Source organism: Nocardia sp. NPDC057668 (genome assembly GCF_042799795.1).
Classification (GTDB): Bacteria; Actinomycetota; Actinomycetes; order Mycobacteriales; family Mycobacteriaceae; genus Nocardia.
This window is the reverse complement of record NZ_JBHVIC010000001.1, coordinates 1,424,921-1,444,459: the sequence shown is the minus strand read 5'-3', so window position 1 is coordinate 1,444,459 and position 19,539 is coordinate 1,424,921. Positions and strand designations below refer to the sequence as shown.

Here is a 19,539-nt window from a genome sequence, read left to right as displayed (position 1 = left end):
GCCCGGTTGCGGCTTTGCGACCTACATCACGCCGGGCAGGCGGTCCCGTCTGCGGGCAGCGTCGCGTCCTTCAGATAATCGGCCACCGTCTGCTGTGCGCAGCCCGAATGCGCGAAGGTCGGATGTCCCCAGCCCTGCCACACCACGGTCGCCGTGCGCGCGCCGGCCGCGCCGAGCACGCCGGTGACCGACGGGCGGCCGTCGGTTCCGGCCACCGGGTCGGCGTTGCCGCCGAGCACGAGCACCGGTCGCCCGAACTTCTCCGGCAGGCCCATGGGCGCGGCCGCGGGCCACGCCGAGCACGACATCAGATCGATGGCCGCGACCTTGCCGAACACCGGATAGCTCGATCCCCAGGTGGTCAGCATTTCCTTGGCGCGGCCCGGGGTGGCGGGCTGCGCGTTGTCGCTGCACCGGTTCACGTATTCGCCGTCGTTGGCGATGGCCGCGGTCTCGCGCTGCACGAACGGGGTGATCGGCCCGCGGTCGTTGCGCCCGAGTGCGGCCAGGGCGTCGGCGAATTCGGTGATCTGCGCGTTCTGCTGGGTGCGCGGATCGCCCAGGAACCCGTTGAGCGTGGTGACCAGGCTCGAGACGGCCAGGTCGCCGAACGCGCCGTTGCCGGCCCGGTTCACGAGGTCGGCGATGGCCGCGCGCGGATCGGCGCCGAGCGCGCACTTCAGCGCGGCGCAGCGTTGTGCGTACGCGGTCAGCGCGGCCTCGGCCCCCTTGACCCGCTGTTCGGTGCGGCCCACCGCGTCCAGTCCGACCGCCTGCGGTGAATCCAGCACCAGCCGGCCCAGATGCTCGCCGTATTTGCGCGCGTAGCTCAGTGCCACGGCCGCGCCCTGCCCGGTGCCCAGCAGCGCGATCTGATCGACCTGCCAGGTCCGGCGCAGCTGATCGATGTCGTCGGCGGCGTGCCCGGCGTCGAAGGTGCCCTGGGCGGGGGACAGGAAGTCCAGGCACTCGATGGTGGCGTCCTGGCTGGCCTCGGCGACCGCGTCCACCGGATCGGTTGCACCGCGCGTGAATTGGGCCTGCTCGGCGATCTGTTTGCGCAGCTCGGGGGTGAGGCAGTTGACCGGCTGTGAACTGCCGATGCCGCGCCGATCCACCGCGACGATCGGCCGGGTGGCCAGCAGCGGGCCCGCGGGCCCGGCGGCGAGCGCGGCCAGGGTGGCGGTCGAGGCGCGATCCGACCCCGAGGTCAGCACGAGCGGCGCCGCGTCCGCCGGGGTGCGGTCATAGCGAGCGCGCATGGCCGCGGTCCGGAAATTGCCCGACACCGACCCGGCGGCGTCGACCTGGGTGGTGTACTCGGCGCATTCGAGCACGAGCCCCGCGGGCGGCGTGCCGAGCGACAGCAGGTTGAAGCTCGGCACCGTGCAGTCGTGCCAGGACAGTTCGGCTTTGGGCACCTCGGGCGCGGGCGGCGCGGGTTCGCCGGGCGCGGTGGTTTCCGCGACCCCGGCCTGATGCGGCCGTTCCACGGCGACATCCGGCCGATTCGACGGACCGGCGCCACAGGCGGTGGTCACCAGCAGGGAGAGTGTGGACGCCACCAGAGCGGCCCGAGTCCAGCGCATGCGGTACAGCCTGCCAGGTCCGGCGCCCGGTTTCAGCTAGAGGGTGTGTGCGCGCGTCCATTGGGTGAGAATCGTGCCGTCCTCGGCGAAGATCAGCTGGCGGCAGGTCATGGGCGTGGGCATGGCGTTGGGGGACACGGCGATTCGCCGCTCGTTCCCGGCGACCAGCAGGGGAGACACGGTCAGGCACAGCTCGTCGACGGCCCGGGCGGTGATCAGATCCCCGAACAGCGCGGGCCCGCCCTCGCACAGGATCCGGCGCAGGCCCAGGGTTTCGAGGGCCGCGAGCAGCCCGGCCGCGCTCACGGCCGACTCGCCCGCCACCACGATCTCCCCGCCCGCCTCGGCTAGTTCGCGTGTGCGGTCGGCGGGCGCGGCGGCGGTGGTGATGATCAGGGGCCGCGCCCCGGTGTCGGTGAACAGCCGGCTGTGCGGGTCCAGCGCGGCGCGCGCGGTCACCACCGCGATGCGCGGGGCCGCGCCGTCGGCGTCCCCGCCCATCCCGTGGTGGTACAGCCGGGTGCGCAGGTGCGAATCCGTATGCGCCGCCCCGTAATTCTCCGCGCGCGCGGTGCCCGCGCCCACGACCACCACGTCGGCCAGATCGCGCAGGACGCGGAACACCTGCCGGTCCGCCGGCGTGCCCAGGCCACCCGAGCGACCCTCCAGCGACACCGCGCCGTCGATGCTGGTGACGAAGTTGACGCGCACGTAGGGCGCCTGCGGCCCGACGGGGTACGCGTACAGGCGCACGAGGTCGTCGTGGGTGAGATCTGTGAGCTGGATCGCATTGGGCATACGCTGCATGAGGACCGATCTCACCACGTCCGTACGCTGTCCGGGTGCAACAACGCCTCGTCGATCGCCACCCGGAGGTTCCGGCTGACCAGCTGGTGGCCCAGATGGTTCCCCCGCCCACGTTCGATGAGGTCAGTTTCGCCTCCTACATCCCGGATCCGAAGGAGCCCTCGCAGGCCGCGGCCGTGCAGAAGGCGGAGCAATTCGCGAACGCGGTCACCAAGCTGCACAAGGCCGCGGCCAAGAAGCCGCTCTTCGGCAAGAAGAAGCCGGTCTCGGGCATCGGCCTGTATCTGGACGGCGGCTTCGGCGTGGGCAAGACCCACCTGCTGGCCTCGATCTTCCACAGCGTGCCGGGCCCCAAGAGCTTCGGCACCTTCGGCGAGGTCACCAATCTGGTCGGCGCGCTGGGCTTCAACAACACCGTCGATCGGCTGGCCGCCAACAGCGTGCTGTGCATCGACGAGTTCGAACTCGATGATCCGGGCGACACCATGCTGGTCTCGCGGTTGCTCTCGGAGCTGACCGCGCGCGGGGTGTCGATCGTGGCCACCTCCAACACCCTGCCCGGTCAGCTGGGCGAGGGCCGGTTCGCGGCCTCGGACTTCATGCGCGAGATCAAGAAGCTGGGTTCGCTGTTCGAGCCCATCCGCGTCGACGGCCCGGACTACCGGCATCGCGATCTGCCGCCCGCCCCGGAGCCGACCGCGTCCGCGGTGCTGGCCGAGAAGGCCGCCGCCACACCGGGTTCCACGCTCGACGATTTCGACGCGCTGCTCAAGCACCTGGCCACCCTGCATCCCTCGCGGTACAACGCGCTCATCCACGACGTGACCGCGGTGTACATCGACGGCGTGCACACGGTGACCGATCAGGCCGTGGCGCTGCGCGTGGTGGTGCTGGCCGACCGCCTCTACGACGCGGGCACCCCCGTCACCGTGTCCGGCGCCAAGCTGGACCAGATCTTCTCCGCCGAAATGCTGGACGGCGGCTACCGCAAGAAGTACCTGCGTGCCATCTCGCGCCTGCTGGCGCTGTCCCGGTTCGAGGTGCAGGCGGCCGCGTCCTGACGCCCGCCCGGCCACGAGCCGGGAGATCGAGAAAGGGAAGTTGAATGATCCGATCCCGCAAGCTCGGCGCCTCCCTGGTGCTGGCCTCGGCGCTGTCGCTGGGCGCGCTGCCCACCGTGGCCCTGGCTCAACCGCCCGCCGTGGCCACGGTGAACCCGCCGGCCTCGACGAACGCCGTCCTGGTGGACCCCGCGGCCCGCTCGCTGCATCTGCAGGGGGTGGTGAACGCGCGTGACGCCGGCGGCTACCGCACCATCGACGGCCGCACCGTGCGCACGGGTCTGGTCTATCGCACGGGCGAGCTGAGCAAGGCCACCGACATCGATCTGGCCGATCTGTCCGGTCGCGCGGTGAAGTCGGTGCATGATCTGCGCACCGGCATCGAACAGCAGCTCATGGGCGCGGACCGGATTCCGGCCGGCGCGACCGCGTACCACAACGACGTGATCGGCCAGGCGCCGCCGGAGGTCATGGCCTCCACCCTGACCGCGGGCACCGATCTGTATCGCGCCTTCATCACCGCCCCGGGCGCGAACCAGGCGTTCGCGGACGTGCTGCGCGACATCGCGCACAACGACGGCGCGGTGCTGTTCCACTGCACCGCGGGCAAGGACCGCACGGGCTGGACTTCGGCTGTGCTGCTGAGCATTCTGGGCGTGGACCGGGCCACGGTGAACTACGACTACCTGCTCTCGAACTACTTCCGCAACGCCCAGGCCGACGACGCGATGAACGGCGTCGTGCAGTCCGCACTGGACGCCGCCTTCGATCAGGCGAACCAGAGCTACGGCAGCTTCGACAACTACGTGCGCGACGGGCTCGGGCTCACCGATGCCGACGTCGCCGCGCTGAAGGCGAAAATGCTGTCCTGACAGCCGTTTTCGATTCGGCAGTTATCGGTGGACGACTGACGAGGCCCGGCCGGATTCCGGCCGGGCCTCGTTGTTGCCGAGACTCGCTGTGGCGGTTGTGTTTCTGTGGTCGTGCTAACTCGCCTCGGCGATCGGGGTGCGCGTTCCGCGCAGGCTGTACAACTCTCGCGCCCGGGCGGGAGTGATGGTCTCGAGCGTCGCGGGCAGGTCCTTGGACAGGTGCTGCTTCAGGATCTGCCCCGCCATCGGCGCCACGAACGGCGCGGCCTTGATCAGGCCGAACGAGCCGAACAGCGTGAAGAGCCACACGATGAGCTTGACCGGCAGCTTGATCAGCGGATCGACGATGCGAGGCACGTTGTAGCGCCCCAGCTTTCGCATCCACATCGGGGTCAGCGCCGCGGTGGGCAGCGACAGCAGCCGGCTGCCCAGGTAGTAGCCCAGGCCCGCGCCGTTGCGGGGCGAGGTGCGCAGCAGATGGTGCATGCCCTCCTCGGCGCGCACCGAGGTGCACAGTCGCGGCTTGACCTGTTCGAAGTACTCGCGGATGCCCTCGCGGGTGCGCGGCACGTCTTCGGGCTTGCAGGTCTGGAGTTCGGCGGCGATCGCGCATTCCTGCCAGAACCGGGCTTCGTCCGCGGGGCTCAGCTTGCCGGGCCCGTACACCTCGTACGCCTTGAGCACCGAATGCCAGCCGGTGAGGTGGATCCACAGTTGGGTCTCCGGGCTGTTCGCCGCGTAGCGCTTGCCGCTGATCGGCTCGATGCCGGTCATGGGCGCGTGGACCTGCATGAGGTGTTCCGAGGCCTGGATGGCGGTGCGCCCGTCGGCGATGGCGGCGAGCAGGAAGTAGGAGAAGGTGCGGTCCAGCCGGCCGCGCGGATCGCTGTAGATCCCCTGCGAGTCGGCGACCGACGCGGTCAGGAACGGGTCGAAGTGCTCGAGGACGACCGCGCGCTGGAAGCCGATGACCGCGGTCGGTGCGGTCCAGACCTTCCAGCTGGGCGAATCGGGTCCGAAGAACCCGTAGTCGTCCCGGCGCAGTGTGGTCGGGTCGAAGCTCATCGTTGACTCCTTGTGGGGCTGCTCGCCGGACGGGCTGCTCATCCGAAGCGAATACAACGCCACCGTAGCAATTGGTTCGCGGGAATACAACGGTCGCGTAGGATTACCGTCAATCGACCAGTCGAAAGCGGGATGAGGGTGACCGATTCACACACGGCGGAACGGCCGCGGCGTCGTTACGCCCCGCGGCTGCCGCCGCACGAGCGGCGTGCGCAACTGCTCGACGCGGCCTTCGCGGTGCTGAGCCGCGCGGGGTTGCACGAACTCAGCATGGAAGCGGTCGCGCAGGAGGCCGGCGTCGGAAAACCGGTGCTGTACACCGTGTTCAAGACGCGCGCCGAGTTGGTCGAGGCGCTGGTGGAACGCGAACTCGAGCGCGGCCTGGATCAGGTGGTCGACACGCTGCCCACCGATCTGCTGGGCGCGGATCCGGTGCGGGTCGCCTCGCGCACGGTCGCGGCGTTCGTCGGTGTGGTGCTGGAGAATCCGACCCGCTGGCGACTGATCCTGGCCGGCCCCGGCGCCGCGCCGCAGGAGTATCACGCGGCCCTGCGCAGTTCGCGCACCGGCATCTTCGATCAGGCCGAGGCGCTCATCCGCATGGGGGCGGCACTCGATCAGCGCTGGGCGGCAATGGATTCCGCCCTGCTGGCCAACTCCCTGCTCGCCGTGGCGGAAATGCTGGGCGGTCTGGCGATCAGTGATCCCGAGGGCTACCCGCGCGAGCGCCTGGAGGCGTACGTGAGTTCGATCGTGCACCTGCTCGGCGGTGGTGGGCCGCCCGCGGCGGGCTAGGGGCGGTGCTCGCTGTCCCAGCGGTCGAGCAGGGCGGGCATCTCCCGGGCCATCCACACGAAGAACTCGTGCATGTCCCGGACCCGGGCCGCCTGCTCGCCGCGCGGATCGTCGAACAGCTCGAGTCCGCGCTGGGTCATGGCGGTGAGCCCGGCGTACATGCCGGTCTGCTGGCGGGTGAGCTCGGGCAGGATGGCCGGCCGAATCGTGTAGTAGTCGCGCCGATTACCCGGTTTGGTGGCCTTGTCGACCCAGCCCATGGTGGTGAGGGTCTTGAGCGCGCTGGAGATCGAGCCCTTGGACGCCCGCAGCGCGTCGGTGATCTGATTGAACGTCTGCTCGGGCGGATTGCAGACCAGTAGCCATCCCGCCGCCCGCCCGGCCATGCGCACCAGCCCCATGCGCTCGAGCACGAGCGCGAAATCCTCGACGAAGGCCAGCTGCGCGTCGGTGGGAGCGGGACCCTCGTGCGGTTCCGAGGCTGCGCTGGTCATGGGTGGAGCCTTCCTTCCGCCGAACCGGGCTGTGTCGGAGACACGACCTGTTCAGTCTCGACTGAACAGGCAAAACATGTCAACTCGGGGGTTGCCGAGCGCGTTCGAAAAAGGGGTTGACGACCCGGACGCGACTTCGCTAGCTTCGTACACCTCATGCATTTGTTCTTCATTTCGCTGTAATCGCCACGCCGCGTTGAGCTTTGCTCCGCCGCGTTTGTTCACCCCGTGCCTTTGCCGCTCGTGTCTTCGATCGGTCGTTGATTCGACCGCTCGGGTATTCAGCACCGGGCGTTCGCTTTTCGTGCGGGTTCTCTCAGCGATCCGGCGCCGCACCGCGCCGGGAACAGGAGCTTGCCATGCGCACCGCGCAACTCACCCTCTCCGGCGTCACCAAGCGCTACGACGACCGCATCGTGCTCGACGCGGTCACCCTGTCCGTCCGGCCCGGCGACAAGATCGGCGTTGTCGGTGACAACGGATCCGGGAAGTCGACCCTGCTCCGGCTGATCGCCGGTCGCGAACTCCCCGACAACGGCGACGTGATCGTCCAATCCCCGGGCGGGACAGGTTATTTGGCGCAGACCCTGACCCTGCCGCCGACGGCCACCGTGGCCGACGCCATCGATCTGTCCCTCCAGGAGCTCCGTGAACTCGAAAACCGTCTCCGTGCCGCCGAAGCGGCCCTGGTCGCACCGGGGGCACTCGGCAAACGCCTCGAGCGCTACGAGGAGCTGGTCGCCCGCTTCGAAGCGCGCGGCGGCTATGAAGCCGAACTACGCGTCGAGGCGGCGCTGACCGGGCTCGGCCTGCCGGGTCTGGACCGAGATCGACCGCTGGGCACGCTGTCCGGCGGCGAGCGGCGGCGGCTGGCGCTGGCGGGCACGCTCGCCTCCGCCCCGGAACTGCTGCTGCTCGACGAACCCACCAACGATCTCGACCTCGCGGCGGTGGAGTGGCTCGAGCGCGAACTGCGGGCTCATCGCGGCACCGTCGTCGCGGTCACCCACGATCGCGTCTTCCTCGAACGCATCACCTCGGTGGTGTTCGAGGTGGAGGCGGGCCGGGTCTCCCGGCACGGCAACGGCTACGCGGGGTACCTGACCGCCAAGGCCGCCGAACGCCGTAGGCGGCAGTTCGAGCACGACCGGTGGCGGGCCGAGCTGGCTCGCAATCGCCGCCTGGCGGAGTCGAATGTGGCTCGGCTGGCGGCGATTCCCCGAAAACTGCCGCTGGCGAACTTCGCGGCCGGTCCGTTCCGGGCGCGCGGGCGCGCTCACGGGGCCATGTCCCGGGTGCGCAATGCCAAGGAGCGGGTGAGCCGCCTGAGCGCCGAACCTGTTGCCCCGCCGCCGGATCCGCTGCGTTTCGGCGCGGAGCCGATGGCGGCGGGGGAGTCCGCCGCGGCGGTGGTGGCCGAGCTCGATCGGGTCCGGGTGGACGGCAGGCTGTTCCTGGACGGCCTGCGCCTGGGCGCGGCCGACCGGCTGCTGGTGACCGGGCCCAACGGCGCGGGCAAGACCACGCTGCTGCGCCTGCTGGCCGGCGAACTCGCACCGGACGCCGGCGCGGTGACCGTGCACGGGCGGGTGGGCCACCTGCGGCAGGACGAATCGCCGTGGCCGCCGCGGCGCACGGTGCTCGAGGCGTACGCGGACGGCCGCCCCGGCTGCGCCGACGAGTACGCCGAGGAGCTGCTGTCGCTGGGCCTGTTCCGTCCGGCGGAACTGGCGTTGCGCCTCGAGGAGCTGTCCTACGGCCAGCGCCGGCGCATCGAATTGGCGCGCCTGGTCAGCGATCCCGCGGATCTGCTGCTGCTGGACGAGCCGACCAACCACCTGTCCCCGGCCCTGGTCGAAGACCTGGAGCGGGCGCTGGCGGGCTACCCGGGCGCGGTCGTGCTGGTCACCCACGACCGGCGCATGTGCGCCCGATTCCGGGGCAGGCGACTGGAATTGGACGCGGGCGCGGTCAGAAACTCCGCTGCATGACGTAGTCGTGATGCCGCTGGGAGCCGACGAGAAAGGTCTTGGTGCCGGCAATCACGAAGCCGTGTTTGCCGTAAAACCGCTGGGCGCGGGCGTTCTGCTGATTCACGCCCAGCCAGACCGCGGCGCTGCCCTCCGCGCGCGCGGCCTCCAGCGCCGCGGTCATGAGTGCGGCGGCGACGCCGTTGCCGTGGTGACCGGGCAGCACGTACATCTTGCTCAGCTCGGTCACCGGGCGGGTCTCGATCACCGCGGCCACGTCCGGATCGGCGGGCTCGCCGGCGTTGAGCAGTGCGTAGCCGACGATGTCCCCGTCGGACACGGCCCGGAGCACGATTCGAGCGGGGTCCTTCAGGTACTCGCGGAATCGTTCGGCCGAGAGCCACTGCTCGATGAAGGCGGCGATGTCGGCGGGGGTGGATTCCGGCGGGCAGGCCAGGGGAAAGGTGGCGGCGGCGACCTCGCCCAGCTCGGCGGCATCCGGGATATCGGCCCGTTCGACGGTCACTGGAAAGTTGCTCACTTGTCCAGTGAAGCACGCCCGGTTTCCGGTAGCGCGGGCACGGCGGTCACGGTGGTGCGGGCGTGGAAGACCTGCGCGCAGGCGATGAGAATCAGCGCGAACAGCAGCGTCGCCCCGAAGCCGCCGCGCAGGTCGGTGACCGCGGCCAGCGCGCCCACGACGACCCCGCCCACCAGCGTGCCGGCGTAGTTGAACAGGTTGAGTCGCGCGATCACCGAGTCCAGTCCGCGCCCGCTGGTGAGCCGGCCCGCTTCGCTGAAACACAGTGGCGCGATGAGCGGCAACCCGATGCCGGCGACGAGGAACCCGGCGATGGCCACGGCCGGACCGGGCGCGGCCACCGCCACCGCCAGTCCGATCGAGCCGATGATCGAGGCCACCCGCACGACCGCGCGTGGCCCGTAGCGCCGGACCAGCAGGTCGCCGGTGAGCCGCCCCACCAGCGACGCGCCCTGATAGGCGGCCAAAGCCAGTGCGGCGGTGGACGACGAGGCCGCCAGCACATCGGTCAGGAACAGCGCCGACCAGTTGCCGACGGCGAAATCGATCGCGAAGGCCAGCGCCAGCACGATGCCGAAGGCCAGGAACAGGCGTGTGGGAACCGGTGCGGCGGTATCGGTTTCGGCGGGCCCGGACTCGGCCGCGGCCGCCGGCAGCAACCGCGGCCCGGCCGCGAGCGTCACCGCCAGCACGATCGCGGCCGCGATCAGCACCGACACCCGCAGCGACAGCCCGAGCCGTTCGAAGAGCGAGACGCACAGCGCGCCGGTGATCGCGCCCGCACTCCAGGCGGCGTAGAACGAGGACAGCACGAACCGGCCGTAGCCGTGCTGGATGAACACCGCCTGCATGTTGGTTCCGGCGTCGACGATCCCGACGGCCACGCCGTACACCCCGAGCGCGGCGAACAGCACGACCCGATTCGGCGCGAAGGCCACGCCCACACCGGAGGCCGCGATCAGCAGCAGGCCCAGGCGCAGCGCGGTCCGGCTGGACCGGTACACCGCCAGCTTCTCCGCGGCGATGCTGCCGCCACCGGCCAGCAGCGAGATCAGTGCGACCGCGGCTACGATGTCCTTGTCGGTGAGCCCGAACAGATCGCGCTGCTGCGGCAGTTCGGTGAGCACCACGGCCAGGAAGAATCCCTGTAGCGCGAAGGCCGCCGAGTTCGCGGCGCGAGCGCCCCGCAGTTGCGGGCCGGGGGTGAGCGGGTGAATCATCCGGAAAGAGTAGCGACGGCAACGATCGGCGGCATCCCGGGTGGCGATAACAGTCCGTTCGGCACTTGATCACGCCGCGCTCGCGGTTGGGTAACGAATATGGTCGCTTTACCGACCGAGTACACCGGTGCTGCTGCACTCTTGATGTCAGGCGTGGACCGGTGGTTTCCGGGCACTACGGAAGCGGTTCATGATGAAGTGGCTGGGGCGGTGATCGTGTGAGTACGAGGCGAGTGGAAGTTCCACCTGGTCGATCGGTGGCTCTCGCTGATCCGGACCCGAATCCGAAGACCGCCGGGGCTGATTCGCGCGGTCACGCGCCGGAAGACCGCTGCCGCGAGCCGGGGTGCGCGGCGTGTCGCTGGGACGCCCAGCGCTTCAAGTACTGGCTGCGCAGCCGGCTGGCGACGGCCGGGGTCGACGCGCAGGTCGACGTGTCCATCGGCACCTCCACCCCGGATGTGCTGTGGCGCAAGGGCGATCGTGTCTGCGCCATCGAGATCACGACCTCCGCCCCCGAGCTGGCGCGCGCCCGCGCGGTCACCGCCGCGCTGCGCACCAGCGGGTGCACCGAGATCGTGTGGATCTGCCCGCCCGGCTGGTGGATCACCCAGCTGCCCGCCCTGGCCCTGGACGACTTCGCCCCCGAGGCATGCGACTACCGTACGGTGGGCGGCATGCTGGTGGCCGGCCCGGGCGGCGTGGTGTCGCCCGACCAATCCGCTTGCGAGCTGCGAGATTTCATCAGCGACTGGGTCGCGGAAGAGCTCGCCTACGGCTTCCGTGACGAGCACACGGGAGGGTGGGCGACGGTGACCGACTGGGAACGGCACACGCGGACACAGGCGACGGTCATCGCGCGTCAGCGCCAGGAGCTCATGAATCAGCGCACCGCCCTGGCCGTGGCGCGAAAAGCCACCCGCGACAAGGCGAAACAGCTGCTGCGCCTGACCCATCGCCTCGAACGCGCCGAACTCTCCGCTCAGCAGCAGGCCGATGATCTTGCTCAGGCGCGCCGCAAACTGGCCGACCACAACCGCGTGGACGCCACCCTGCGCATCACCGTGGCGGGTCAGAAGGCGGCGATTCAGCACTGGCAGTTGATCAGCTGGTTCGCCCTGCTGATCATCGTCACCTTCATCGCGGCCGGCCTGGTCATCGTCTGACCGATTCGCCGCGTTCGATCACCCTGCCCGGCAGCGTTTTCCGGCGTCGGCATTCCGGAAGACGCTGGGAATGAGGGTGTTTGGCTCTCACCTGTTGGGATATACCCCTCGGCAAAGCTTATGAAACATTAATGTTTCATCATGTTCGACACCGTGTATCAGTCGTGGGCGGAGAATCCGGAGCGTTTCTGGGCGGATCAGGCCGGTGAGCTCGTGTGGACTCGTCGCTGGAATGCCGTGCTGGACAGCGATAACGCACCCTTTCAGCGCTGGTTCCCCGGCGGCTACCTCAATGCCGCGGAGAACTGCGTGGACCGCCACGTCCTCGAGGGCCGGGGCGACACCGCGGCCATCGTGTTCGACAGTCCGCGCACGGGCGCCGCACAGACCATCACCTATCGGCGCCTGCTGCACGAGGTGGCGCGTTTCGCCGGCGTGCTGGACGATCTGCGGGTCCGCACCGGCGACACCGTCCTGATCCACATGCCCGCCGTGCCGCAGACCATCGTCGCCATGCTGGCCTGCGCCCGGCGCGGCATCACCCATGTCGTGGTCCCCGCCGTGCCGGAGTCGGTGCTGCGCGATCGGATCGAACACTCCACCCCCGGCGTGATCCTCACGGCCTCAGCGGGTTTCGAGACCCGCGATCCCACGCCCTACAAATCGACCGTGGACGCTGCCCTGGCGCATTCGGCCCACCAGCCCCGGCACTGCGTGGTGCTGCAGCGCCCGGAGGCCCCGATCGGGCTGACCCCGCGTGATCTGGATTGGTCCCAGCTCATGGCCGTGGCCACCGCCCGCGCCCCGATCCCGGTCGAATCCGGTCACCCGCTCTACCTGCTCTACACCTCCGGCTCCACCGGCAAACCCAAAGCGGTGGTGCGGGATACGGGCGGCTATCTCGCCGGGCTGCGCTGGGCCGTGCGCGATGTCTTCGGCGTCGGCCCCGGTGACGTGTTCTGGACCGACTCGCACCCCAGCTGGGTGATGGGACACTCCTTCACCGTCTACGGCGCACTGGTCAGCGGCTGCACCACCCTGCTGTACGAGGGCTCGCCCACCGACACCCCCGACGCGGGCGCCTTCGCCAGGATCATCGCCGAACACGGCGTCAGCGTCCTGTCGACGACGCCGATGACGCTGCGCCGCATCCGCCGTGCGCCGCACCCCGAATCGGCGAACGCGCACGGTGGTCTCCGGGGCGTCTTCCTGGCCAGTGAACGCGTCGAGCCCGGCCTGCTGGACTGGGCCGAGCGGACCTTCGACTGCCCCGTCATCGACAACTGGTGGCAGACCGAGGCGGGCTGGCCGCTGGCGGCCAACACCCTGGGCGCGGGCCTGCTGCCCGGCAAGCCGGGCTCGGTCACCCGCCCGCTGCCCGGCTGCCGAGTCGAGATCCTCGACGACTCCGGACGCGTACGGCCGCACGGGGTCCCGGGCAACGTGGTGCTGAAGCTGCCGCTGCCCCCCGGCGCGGTGCGCACCCTCTGGCACGATGACGACCGCTTCGTCGCCACCTACCTCAAACGCTTCCCCGGGTACTACGACACCTCGGACGCGGGCTATCTCGACGCGGACGGCTACCTGTGGATCACCGGCCGCACCGACGACATCATCAACGTCGGCGGCGAGAGCCTGTCCGCCCTGGATGTGGAAGAGATCCTCGCCGCCCACCCGCAGGTCGAACGCTGCGCGGTGGTGGCCGCCCCCGACCCGCTCTGCACGCAGGTTCCCGTGGCCTTCGTCGTCCAGCGCCCCGATTCACCGTCCCCGGCCCCCGACCTCGCCGCGGAGCTCCGCCGCGCGGTCACGGACCGCCTGGGGGAGTGGACTCACCTGCGCCGCTTCATCTTCGTGACGACCCTTCCCCTGACCCCGTCCCAGAAGATCCGCCGCGCGACCCTGCGCGAGTCGCTACGCGTCACCCCACCGGATGCCGTGAGTGCCGGCCCGCCCACCGAGGTTCTCGACGACGTAGCTCTTGCGCCCGAGCGCCCGGCCCCCGCCGCGCGCCCGGAACCCGCCGCGTAGCCCGAACCTCACCCACGCGCGGCGCAAGCCCGGCAGTATCCGGGTGGCCCGGCCCAACCGGGTTGAGCCGCGGCGTGTTCGCCGGGCGCCCTCAGCTCCGGGAGAGTTTGAACGGCCCGCGATCCCAGCGCCAGCCGTGGCGCAGGGTGAGTGCGGCCAGATCCAGCAACTCCATACCGGTGTCCGCGCGGTAGCCGCTCAACTCCGCCCAGGACAGTGGACCTTCGGCCAGGCGATTGCGCAGCAGGTTCTCGTGCCGGGTGGCGACCTTGCGCGTGGTCAACTCGGCCACGCCCTGATCGCCCCCGGTCCACACCACCCACCCCCAGTTGTGCGCGTGCGCGTACGCCCGCCCCGCGGCGGCCTTGGCTCGGCTGGCGTGGAATGCCGTGTGCCCCAGCGGGATCACGTCGATCAGCACCACGCGTCCGTCGGTGAACCGCGCCACCGCGGCGGGATGGTGCAGTCGTTCACTGCCGTCGATGTCGTAGGCCAGTTCGGCGGGATACTCCTGGAACGTCTCGACCCGCTCGCTGCCGTCCAGCTGCCGGAACAGCCGCGCCTGCAACCCGGTGTCGAAAGTCGTTTCCCGCCCGAGCTTCTCGGAGTACATGTGCCCGCGCCCGTCATCCTCCAGATCCAGGGTGCGCGCGGCGGTCCCGGGCAGTTCGGCGGGGGAGCCCTCGGCCCATTCCACCCGGCGCAGCCACGGATTCCAGATGTCGGCCGGAATCTCCTCGCGCTGCTGCGGCGGCAGCAGATGCCAGCGACCCTTCTGCTGCCAGCCGGCGATGCGCTGAAACACGAAGCCCGCCATGCGTTTCGCGTCCTGCAGTTCGTGCCCGGCCAGGCGCAGCTTCAGGTATGCCCAGTCCTGGGCGACGATGTCGGTATCGGTGGCATAGGTTTCGGCCAGCAGCGTGCGCACCAGGCGCTCATCGCCCCAGCCCACGGGATAGCGCTCGGCGAAGACGCTCAGATCGGTATCGCCGGTGGCCTGGTGCTGGCGGATCATCTGGCCGATGGCGCGGGTGTAGAGCTGCCGGGCCCGGTCTCGGGAGACGCCGAAGCGGGCGCCCAGCAGGGTGAGGGTTTCGGGATTCTCGCCGTCCAGGCCCAGACGGCAGGTGATGACCGCGCCGTCGCGCGGTCGTTCGACGGCGGCATCGATGGTCAGTGCGGACAGGGCCTCGTTGACGTCCTCGAGTCCGAAGGACGTACTGTCGCGCTCACTACTGCCCACCGCGGCCCCTACCGTTGTTCGCCAGTCTGTTCGACCGAGCCTGAACAGAGCGTAACCGCGGGGGCCGACAGAGCGCGGGAGGTGAGCCGGTTATCCGATCGCCGCGTTCATGATCGTTCCGGCGCTGGTGGCGATCACCCCGCCGATCATGGCGCCCGCGACCATCTTGGGCGAGGCCAGGCCGCCGCCGGACCACTTCTCCCAGGCGAAGCGACCGCCCGCGTAGGTGATGGCCATAACGCCGGACAGCAGGATGAACCACGTGAAGTACCGGACGAGCTTCATGAGCTTGTCGGCCACCGGGGGTGTCTCCGGGGTGGGATTGCTGATCTGGGCGAGCACAGTGTCGTAGAAGGCGCTGAGCGTGGGGGTCACCCTGGAAAGATACCGCGAAAGGCGGTGGACATGCCCGGGAATGTGCGCGAGATCTATTGCGCGGGAGGAACATTCGTCCTTCGTGAGGCGAACTTCAGATTGAGAGCGGATGACGAGATTCGAACTCGCGACCCTCACCTTGGCAAGGTGATGCGCTACCACTGCGCTACATCCGCTTACGCGTCTTCGGGGCCTGAGCCCCTCCGTCGTGCTGGGAAAACATTAGCCGATGAGCTGCCGAACCACCAAAACGCCCGAAATCCGGACATGTCGCCCTCGGCGTGGCAGCCCCCGGAAGCCGGTGCGCGCGTGGCGGATCTACCGGGGCGTGGTGTCCCCCTCGGTGTACGGCAGCACCGCCGAGACCAGCGTGCGATCCCCGATCGCGGTGGTGAGCACCAGCTGCGCGGGCCAGACCTTCCGGCTCTTGTCCGGGTGCGTCTCGGTCACCACCATGACGTGCTGGCTCGCGAACGGCCCGGGCATGATCTGCACGCAGTAGGTGGTGCCCGCCGGAATGCTGTCGATCCCGGCCTGGATCGCCTCGGCCGTGGGCGTGGTGGGCGAGTCCGGCACGAACATCTCCCGTACCCGCTGACCGTTGCGCTCGGTGTAGTAGCGGTTCTGTAGCGCGAGAATGACATCCGGCCCCGAATGGGTGGATCCGGGTCCGTTCCCGCGCACATGCGTGCCCACCGCCTCGTTCGGGCACAGGTCGGGTGCGCCCGCCGCGGCCGGTTGCATCGAGGTGATCGTGGTGGGCGCGGGCTCGAGGGTGGGCATGGCCCGGCTCGGTTCGGGGCCGGTCGCCTTGGCGAACTGCACCGCGACCGCGGCGGTGATGGCCAGCACCGCCAGCACCCCGAGCAGCGGCACCATCCACTGCTGACGCGAGTACGGCTCCCGCCCGCGCGCGGTCAGCGGTGTGCGCCGCTGCGGCGACCCCAGCCGCCGGCGCGGCGGGGGATCGTCGTAATAGTCGTCGTCCTCGTACTCGTCCGCGTAGTCCTCGTACGCGTCATCCACCCGCTGACCGGCGGCCGCGTGCTTCGGTGCGGGCTCGGGCGCGATCCAGTCGGACCAGTCCCCGGTGTACTCGTCATCGTCTCGCGCGGCCCGCCGCTCGCGTGCCGATTGCGCATCGCCGGCGCCGGGGGCGCTCATCGGGTCACCTGCGGTTCGGGTGCGGAGAACAGGGGGTATCCGGTGGTGGGCGCGCCCGAGGTGGTCGGTCCGGCGCTGGTGCTCGGCGCGTCACCGCCCAGCGGGAACTGGCCGCCACCGGGAGCGGTGGTGGTGACCGTGGTGCTCGGCGCGAAATTCAGTCCCAGCGCGGGCTTGTCACTGCCCCCGGACGGCACGCTGCCCGCGGGCGCGGTCTTGGACAGATCGACGGCGGTCGCGGCGAACCAGTGCCCGACGTAGGCGGCCGGGCTCTCGCCGAAGCCCGAACCCTCGGCATTGGCGTAATCGTGCTTGCGAGCGGTATTCCAGTACTTCACCCAGGTGGTGACATCGAGCAGATCCTTGTTGTCGGTCACGTTCTGCACCAGCGCGGTGAACGCTTGGCCGGTCAACTTGCTGATCGTGGTGGGCGGCACCAGATTCGCGACCGCGCCGAGCACCTTGGTGCCCAGTACCGCCAGTCCCGCCAGCGGATTGGCCAGCCCGGCGGTGGCGATCTCGGCGATATTGGTCGCGGTCAGCACCGTGCGGACAACGGACACAACGGAATTGAAGGCAATGGTGCCAATCTTGACCAGCGCCTGGATGGCGCCGGGAATGTCCACGGAGGTATTGCGCGGATCCGAGGCCTCGGCCACGCGCTGGGAGATCGACTTCTGCGGCGTGATCGACAGATCGGTCAGCGACGTGCCGGAGATATCGTTGTTCACCACCTCGGTGAACGTCTTGATCGAGGTGAACGCCACCGCCTCGGCGATCGAGCGCAGCGAAGCGATGGGATCTCCGCCCGAAAGCTCCACCTGCGAAGCGATATTGGCGACCACCCGCACCAGCGGCGCGGCATTGGGCGCATCGCACGCCAGATCGCCGGTGCTGCAGAAATTGGCCACGCGCCCCGCGAGCGTGCCGAAACCGGCCTGCGCCGCACCCGCGGACCCGATGCCCGAGCCCACGGCGGGTTCGGAGGACTGCGGCGGCGACGAAAGCCCCTTCACCTCTTCGCCACTGGTGCCGGGCGCGGCATCGGGCACGGTCTGCCCGGGCTTGCCGGGGAACAGCGCCGCCCCGGCATTGCGCGTCGGATCACCGAACAGCGCCACCGCGGCGATCTTGTCGGCCGAGACCACGCCCTTGCCCGCCCCGACCTCCTGGGCGAACAGCGAGGCGATATGCGCGCCCTGCGAATACCCGGCCAGCGCGATGCGAGTGTTCGAGCACCGCTCGACCACCTGCTTGGCCATGGACTTCAGCCGATCCAGGCCGCCGCTGATCGATTGCATGTACGGCGTCGTCCCGGTGCCGGTGAGCATCGCACCGCCGAAGGACGCCTCGTACGGTACATACGCGCGATCCACCAGGCCGTGCTCGCCCGCACCGGACATCATCGGCCGGAACACCGCCGACAGCATGCCGGTATCGGTGGTCACCGCCGCATCCGGTGAGGACTCACCCGTGCCCTGAATGCCGAGCGCGTACAGCGCGGGACAGGTATCGATGGGTACCTGCGTCTCGGGGGTATCGGCCGCGGCCGCGCCGATGGACGCGGCCGTGAGCACACAGACCACGGCGGCCGTCAGCGCCGAGCGCCGAATTCCGGCCAGGGAGAGCGATTGTCGATTCACCACGCACCTCGTTCAGGTCAAGTACTCGCATTGAGCGCGACGGGTTGCGCGCGGGCGGTGATCCTCGCCCCCGCCGCGCGGGCGGTGGTGAGAATCAGCTCGGCCAGAAGCCGAACCGGTTGCGGTGGAGTGCGAGTGGGATCGCCGTCCTCCAGCGGACTGATGCCGGAGCCGGGCTCCCAGGCCGCCAATTCGTGGGGTTCGAGCGCGCGCCACTGTTCGAGCCAGCCCAGCCGCCAGGACTGCGCGCCCAACTCGAAGGCGAGCGCTTCCACCTCGCGGCGGCGCTCGTCCGCCGGAATCGGCAGCGGCCGTGCGGAATCGGCGACGGTGATCAGGCCGACGATCTCACTCCCGGCCGGCGTCGCCTGTTTCTGGTGCGCGACGAGCGCCCGCTGCAGCGTGTTGAGCCCGCGCATATGAGTGCGCGCCACCAGCACGACCAGCGGTGAATCCATATCCGCGCCGAGCCCGATGCGCGCGGGCCAGCGCTGCCCAGCATCCCCGGCCCAGCTCATGCTCGCGGCGAGACTGCTCACCCCGGCGCCACCGTGCATGCCGATGAGCCAGACCAGCGGCGGGCGCGCAGGCCGATTGGGAACAGCGCGGTGCCACATGGGAACCGGCGCCGCACCGCCCGTCATCGCAGCGCCCCGAGCAGTGCGAGATAGGCATCGCGCGTCTCGGCGGCCAGGCGATGCCACGTGATCTTGCCGCCGGTGGCCAGGTGCATATCGAAGGGAATCTTCACGACTTCGCGCACCCACGAGCCCAGATGCGCGCGCACGTGATCGACTACGGTGGCCGCCGAACCGGGGACCTGCTCGGTCAGCACGATCACCGCATCGCCGACCACGAACTCGCTGAAATTGTCATCCAGCCAGGTCAACGCCGGTTGCAGGCGATTGATGGCATCCGGGCGCGCGGCCACGGTGATCACCAGCCCCACCCGGGGATCGGACAGCAGCGGCGCGGCCAATCGACTCGTCACCGGTGCGCCCGCGTCGAAAACAGCCAGCAGGCCGGCGGTTTCGAGGTGCCGAGCCACCGAGACGAGCGTTTCACGGCGCGGGAAGGCATCCGGGCTACGGGTCAGCACCCGCACACCGGTGGACGTCCGGCCCGCGCACGCCTCCACACTGGACGGGAATTCGGGATGATCGGTGGCCAGCCAGCTCTGCACGGTGCTCACCGGTGCGGAGGTATCGCAGCCGCGCAGCGCGAGATCACCGCCGCCGAGCGTGGAATCCACGGCGACCGGCCAGATCTCGCCCTCGCCGTCCACGGCAGCGGCGGCGGCCAGGCCGAGCGCGGTCGTGGACGCGCCGGAAGAACCGGATCCGCCGAGAATCAGCACCGAGGGCAGCACGGGCCGCACCAGTCTGCCCTGACCACCGCGCAGCGGCACCGAATCCGTGGGTGAGCCGGCCGGACCCGGCTGCATGAGATCACTGAGCGGGGGATCGCTCAATCGGCGAATGAGATCGTGGACGTCGGTCATGG

18 protein-coding genes and 1 tRNA gene are annotated in these 19,539 nt (G+C 69.8%); 6 read left to right on the top strand and 13 right to left on the bottom strand.

The features are described 5' to 3' along the window. Positions 1 to 26: 26 nt before the first annotated feature. Complete coding sequence (locus ACFVBH_RS06655; RefSeq protein ID WP_379000393.1) at positions 27 to 1,589, bottom strand: alpha/beta fold hydrolase; 1,563 nt, start codon at positions 1,587 to 1,589, stop codon at positions 27 to 29. 36 nt (positions 1,590 to 1,625) lie between these two features. Continuing rightward, on the bottom strand, positions 1,626 to 2,396 hold the full coding sequence (locus ACFVBH_RS06650; protein ID WP_379001617.1) for a pyrimidine reductase family protein: 771 nt from the start codon (positions 2,394 to 2,396) through the stop codon (positions 1,626 to 1,628). A 35-nt stretch (positions 2,397 to 2,431) separates the two neighbouring features. Between ACFVBH_RS06650 and zapE the strand changes: the two genes are divergently transcribed. After that, positions 2,432 to 3,457, top strand: coding sequence for a cell division protein ZapE (gene zapE / locus ACFVBH_RS06645; protein WP_354984190.1), 1,026 nt, complete (start codon positions 2,432 to 2,434; stop codon positions 3,455 to 3,457). Between the two features lie 44 nt (positions 3,458 to 3,501). Next, a complete protein-coding gene (locus tag ACFVBH_RS06640) occupies positions 3,502 to 4,329 on the top strand; it encodes a tyrosine-protein phosphatase (RefSeq protein WP_354984189.1) in 828 nt (275 codons plus the stop codon). A 114-nt stretch (positions 4,330 to 4,443) separates the two neighbouring features. Here ACFVBH_RS06640 and ACFVBH_RS06635 read toward each other — a convergent pair whose 3' ends face one another. Further along, entirely contained in the window at positions 4,444 to 5,394 is a 951-nt protein-coding gene (locus ACFVBH_RS06635; RefSeq protein WP_379000390.1) for an oxygenase MpaB family protein, read from the bottom strand. Positions 5,395 to 5,526: 132 nt separating this feature from the next. Here ACFVBH_RS06635 and ACFVBH_RS06630 point away from each other — a divergent pair, with 132 nt between their 5' ends. After that, positions 5,527 to 6,189, top strand: a complete 663-nt coding sequence (locus ACFVBH_RS06630) for a TetR/AcrR family transcriptional regulator (protein WP_379000387.1) — start codon at positions 5,527 to 5,529, stop codon at positions 6,187 to 6,189. Here ACFVBH_RS06630 and ACFVBH_RS06625 read toward each other — a convergent pair. Next, positions 6,186 to 6,683, bottom strand: a complete 498-nt coding sequence (locus tag ACFVBH_RS06625; protein WP_379000385.1) for a GbsR/MarR family transcriptional regulator — start codon at positions 6,681 to 6,683, stop codon at positions 6,186 to 6,188. The two genes, ACFVBH_RS06630 and ACFVBH_RS06625, sit on opposite strands and share 4 nt — an antisense overlap. 359 nt (positions 6,684 to 7,042) lie before the next feature. Here ACFVBH_RS06625 and ACFVBH_RS06620 point away from each other — a divergent pair, with 359 nt between their 5' ends. Further along, on the top strand, positions 7,043 to 8,674 hold the full coding sequence (locus ACFVBH_RS06620; RefSeq protein WP_379000383.1) for a TlrC/CarA/OleB/SrmB family ABC-F type ribosomal protection protein: 1,632 nt from the start codon (positions 7,043 to 7,045) through the stop codon (positions 8,672 to 8,674). Here ACFVBH_RS06620 and ACFVBH_RS06615 read toward each other — a convergent pair. Both ACFVBH_RS06615 and ACFVBH_RS06610 read right to left on the bottom strand, forming a co-directional pair. After that, positions 8,655 to 9,194: a GNAT family N-acetyltransferase gene (locus ACFVBH_RS06615; protein ID WP_379000381.1), complete on the bottom strand. Its 540-nt coding sequence runs from the start codon at positions 9,192 to 9,194 to the stop codon at positions 8,655 to 8,657. The two genes, ACFVBH_RS06620 and ACFVBH_RS06615, sit on opposite strands and share 20 nt — an antisense overlap. Continuing rightward, positions 9,191 to 10,414 (bottom strand): MFS transporter, encoded by a 1,224-nt coding sequence (locus ACFVBH_RS06610; RefSeq protein WP_379000379.1) that lies wholly within the window; start codon positions 10,412 to 10,414, stop codon positions 9,191 to 9,193. The genes ACFVBH_RS06615 and ACFVBH_RS06610 overlap by 4 nt, the downstream gene beginning before the upstream one ends. A gap of 257 nt (positions 10,415 to 10,671) precedes the next feature. On the opposite strand from ACFVBH_RS06610, the gene ACFVBH_RS06605 reads away from it, so the two are divergent. Both ACFVBH_RS06605 and ACFVBH_RS06600 read left to right on the top strand, forming a co-directional pair. Beyond that, complete coding sequence (locus tag ACFVBH_RS06605; protein ID WP_354984182.1) at positions 10,672 to 11,580, top strand: hypothetical protein; 909 nt, start codon at positions 10,672 to 10,674, stop codon at positions 11,578 to 11,580. Between the two features lie 141 nt (positions 11,581 to 11,721). Further along, positions 11,722 to 13,611 carry an AMP-binding protein gene (locus tag ACFVBH_RS06600; protein WP_379000376.1) on the top strand — a complete coding sequence of 630 codons (1,890 nt, stop codon included), beginning with the start codon at positions 11,722 to 11,724 and terminating at the stop codon, positions 13,609 to 13,611. 91 nt (positions 13,612 to 13,702) lie between these two features. Here the strand turns inward: ACFVBH_RS06600 and ACFVBH_RS06595 are convergent, their stop codons facing one another. The 7 genes from ACFVBH_RS06595 to ACFVBH_RS06565 form a co-directional block, all read right to left on the bottom strand. Continuing rightward, positions 13,703 to 14,854, bottom strand: a complete 1,152-nt coding sequence (locus ACFVBH_RS06595; protein WP_379000374.1) for a hypothetical protein — start codon at positions 14,852 to 14,854, stop codon at positions 13,703 to 13,705. A gap of 90 nt (positions 14,855 to 14,944) precedes the next feature. After that, complete coding sequence (locus ACFVBH_RS06590) at positions 14,945 to 15,229, bottom strand: hypothetical protein (RefSeq protein ID WP_354984179.1); 285 nt, start codon at positions 15,227 to 15,229, stop codon at positions 14,945 to 14,947. 104 nt (positions 15,230 to 15,333) lie between these two features. Further along, positions 15,334 to 15,405: transfer RNA gene (locus ACFVBH_RS06585), tRNA-Gly, on the bottom strand. Between the two features lie 142 nt (positions 15,406 to 15,547). Then, positions 15,548 to 16,393: a hypothetical protein gene (locus ACFVBH_RS06580; RefSeq protein ID WP_354984178.1), complete on the bottom strand. Its 846-nt coding sequence runs from the start codon at positions 16,391 to 16,393 to the stop codon at positions 15,548 to 15,550. Then, complete coding sequence (locus tag ACFVBH_RS06575; protein ID WP_379000372.1) at positions 16,390 to 18,036, bottom strand: cutinase family protein; 1,647 nt, start codon at positions 18,034 to 18,036, stop codon at positions 16,390 to 16,392. Before ACFVBH_RS06575 ends, ACFVBH_RS06580 begins: the two co-directional genes overlap by 4 nt. 17 nt (positions 18,037 to 18,053) lie before the next feature. Next, complete coding sequence (locus ACFVBH_RS06570; protein ID WP_354984176.1) at positions 18,054 to 18,680, bottom strand: hypothetical protein; 627 nt, start codon at positions 18,678 to 18,680, stop codon at positions 18,054 to 18,056. Next, entirely contained in the window at positions 18,677 to 19,537 is an 861-nt protein-coding gene (locus ACFVBH_RS06565; protein ID WP_354984175.1) for a hypothetical protein, read from the bottom strand. Before ACFVBH_RS06565 ends, ACFVBH_RS06570 begins: the two co-directional genes overlap by 4 nt. Positions 19,538 to 19,539 lie beyond the last annotated feature (2 nt).

Bases quoted from the DNA above. Each gene is read 5' to 3' on its own strand.
- ACFVBH_RS06655 (WP_379000393.1), bottom strand. From the start codon at position 1,589: ATGCGCTGGACTCGGGCCGCTCTGGTGGCGTCCACACTCTCCCTGCTG.
- ACFVBH_RS06650 (WP_379001617.1), bottom strand. From the start codon at position 2,396: ATGCAGCGTATGCCCAATGCGATCCAGCTCACAGATCTCACCCACGAC.
- ACFVBH_RS06640 (WP_354984189.1), top strand. From the start codon at position 3,502: ATGATCCGATCCCGCAAGCTCGGCGCCTCCCTGGTGCTGGCCTCGGCG.
- ACFVBH_RS06635 (WP_379000390.1), bottom strand. From the start codon at position 5,394: ATGAGCTTCGACCCGACCACACTGCGCCGGGACGACTACGGGTTCTTC.
- ACFVBH_RS06630 (WP_379000387.1), top strand. From the start codon at position 5,527: ATGAGGGTGACCGATTCACACACGGCGGAACGGCCGCGGCGTCGTTAC.
- ACFVBH_RS06625 (WP_379000385.1), bottom strand. From the start codon at position 6,683: ATGACCAGCGCAGCCTCGGAACCGCACGAGGGTCCCGCTCCCACCGAC.
- ACFVBH_RS06620 (WP_379000383.1), top strand. From the start codon at position 7,043: ATGCGCACCGCGCAACTCACCCTCTCCGGCGTCACCAAGCGCTACGAC.
- ACFVBH_RS06610 (WP_379000379.1), bottom strand. From the start codon at position 10,414: ATGATTCACCCGCTCACCCCCGGCCCGCAACTGCGGGGCGCTCGCGCC.
- ACFVBH_RS06600 (WP_379000376.1), top strand. From the start codon at position 11,722: ATGTTCGACACCGTGTATCAGTCGTGGGCGGAGAATCCGGAGCGTTTC.
- ACFVBH_RS06580 (WP_354984178.1), bottom strand. From the start codon at position 16,393: ATGAGCGCCCCCGGCGCCGGCGATGCGCAATCGGCACGCGAGCGGCGG.
- ACFVBH_RS06570 (WP_354984176.1), bottom strand. From the start codon at position 18,680: ATGACGGGCGGTGCGGCGCCGGTTCCCATGTGGCACCGCGCTGTTCCC.
- ACFVBH_RS06565 (WP_354984175.1), bottom strand. From the start codon at position 19,537: ATGACCGACGTCCACGATCTCATTCGCCGATTGAGCGATCCCCCGCTC.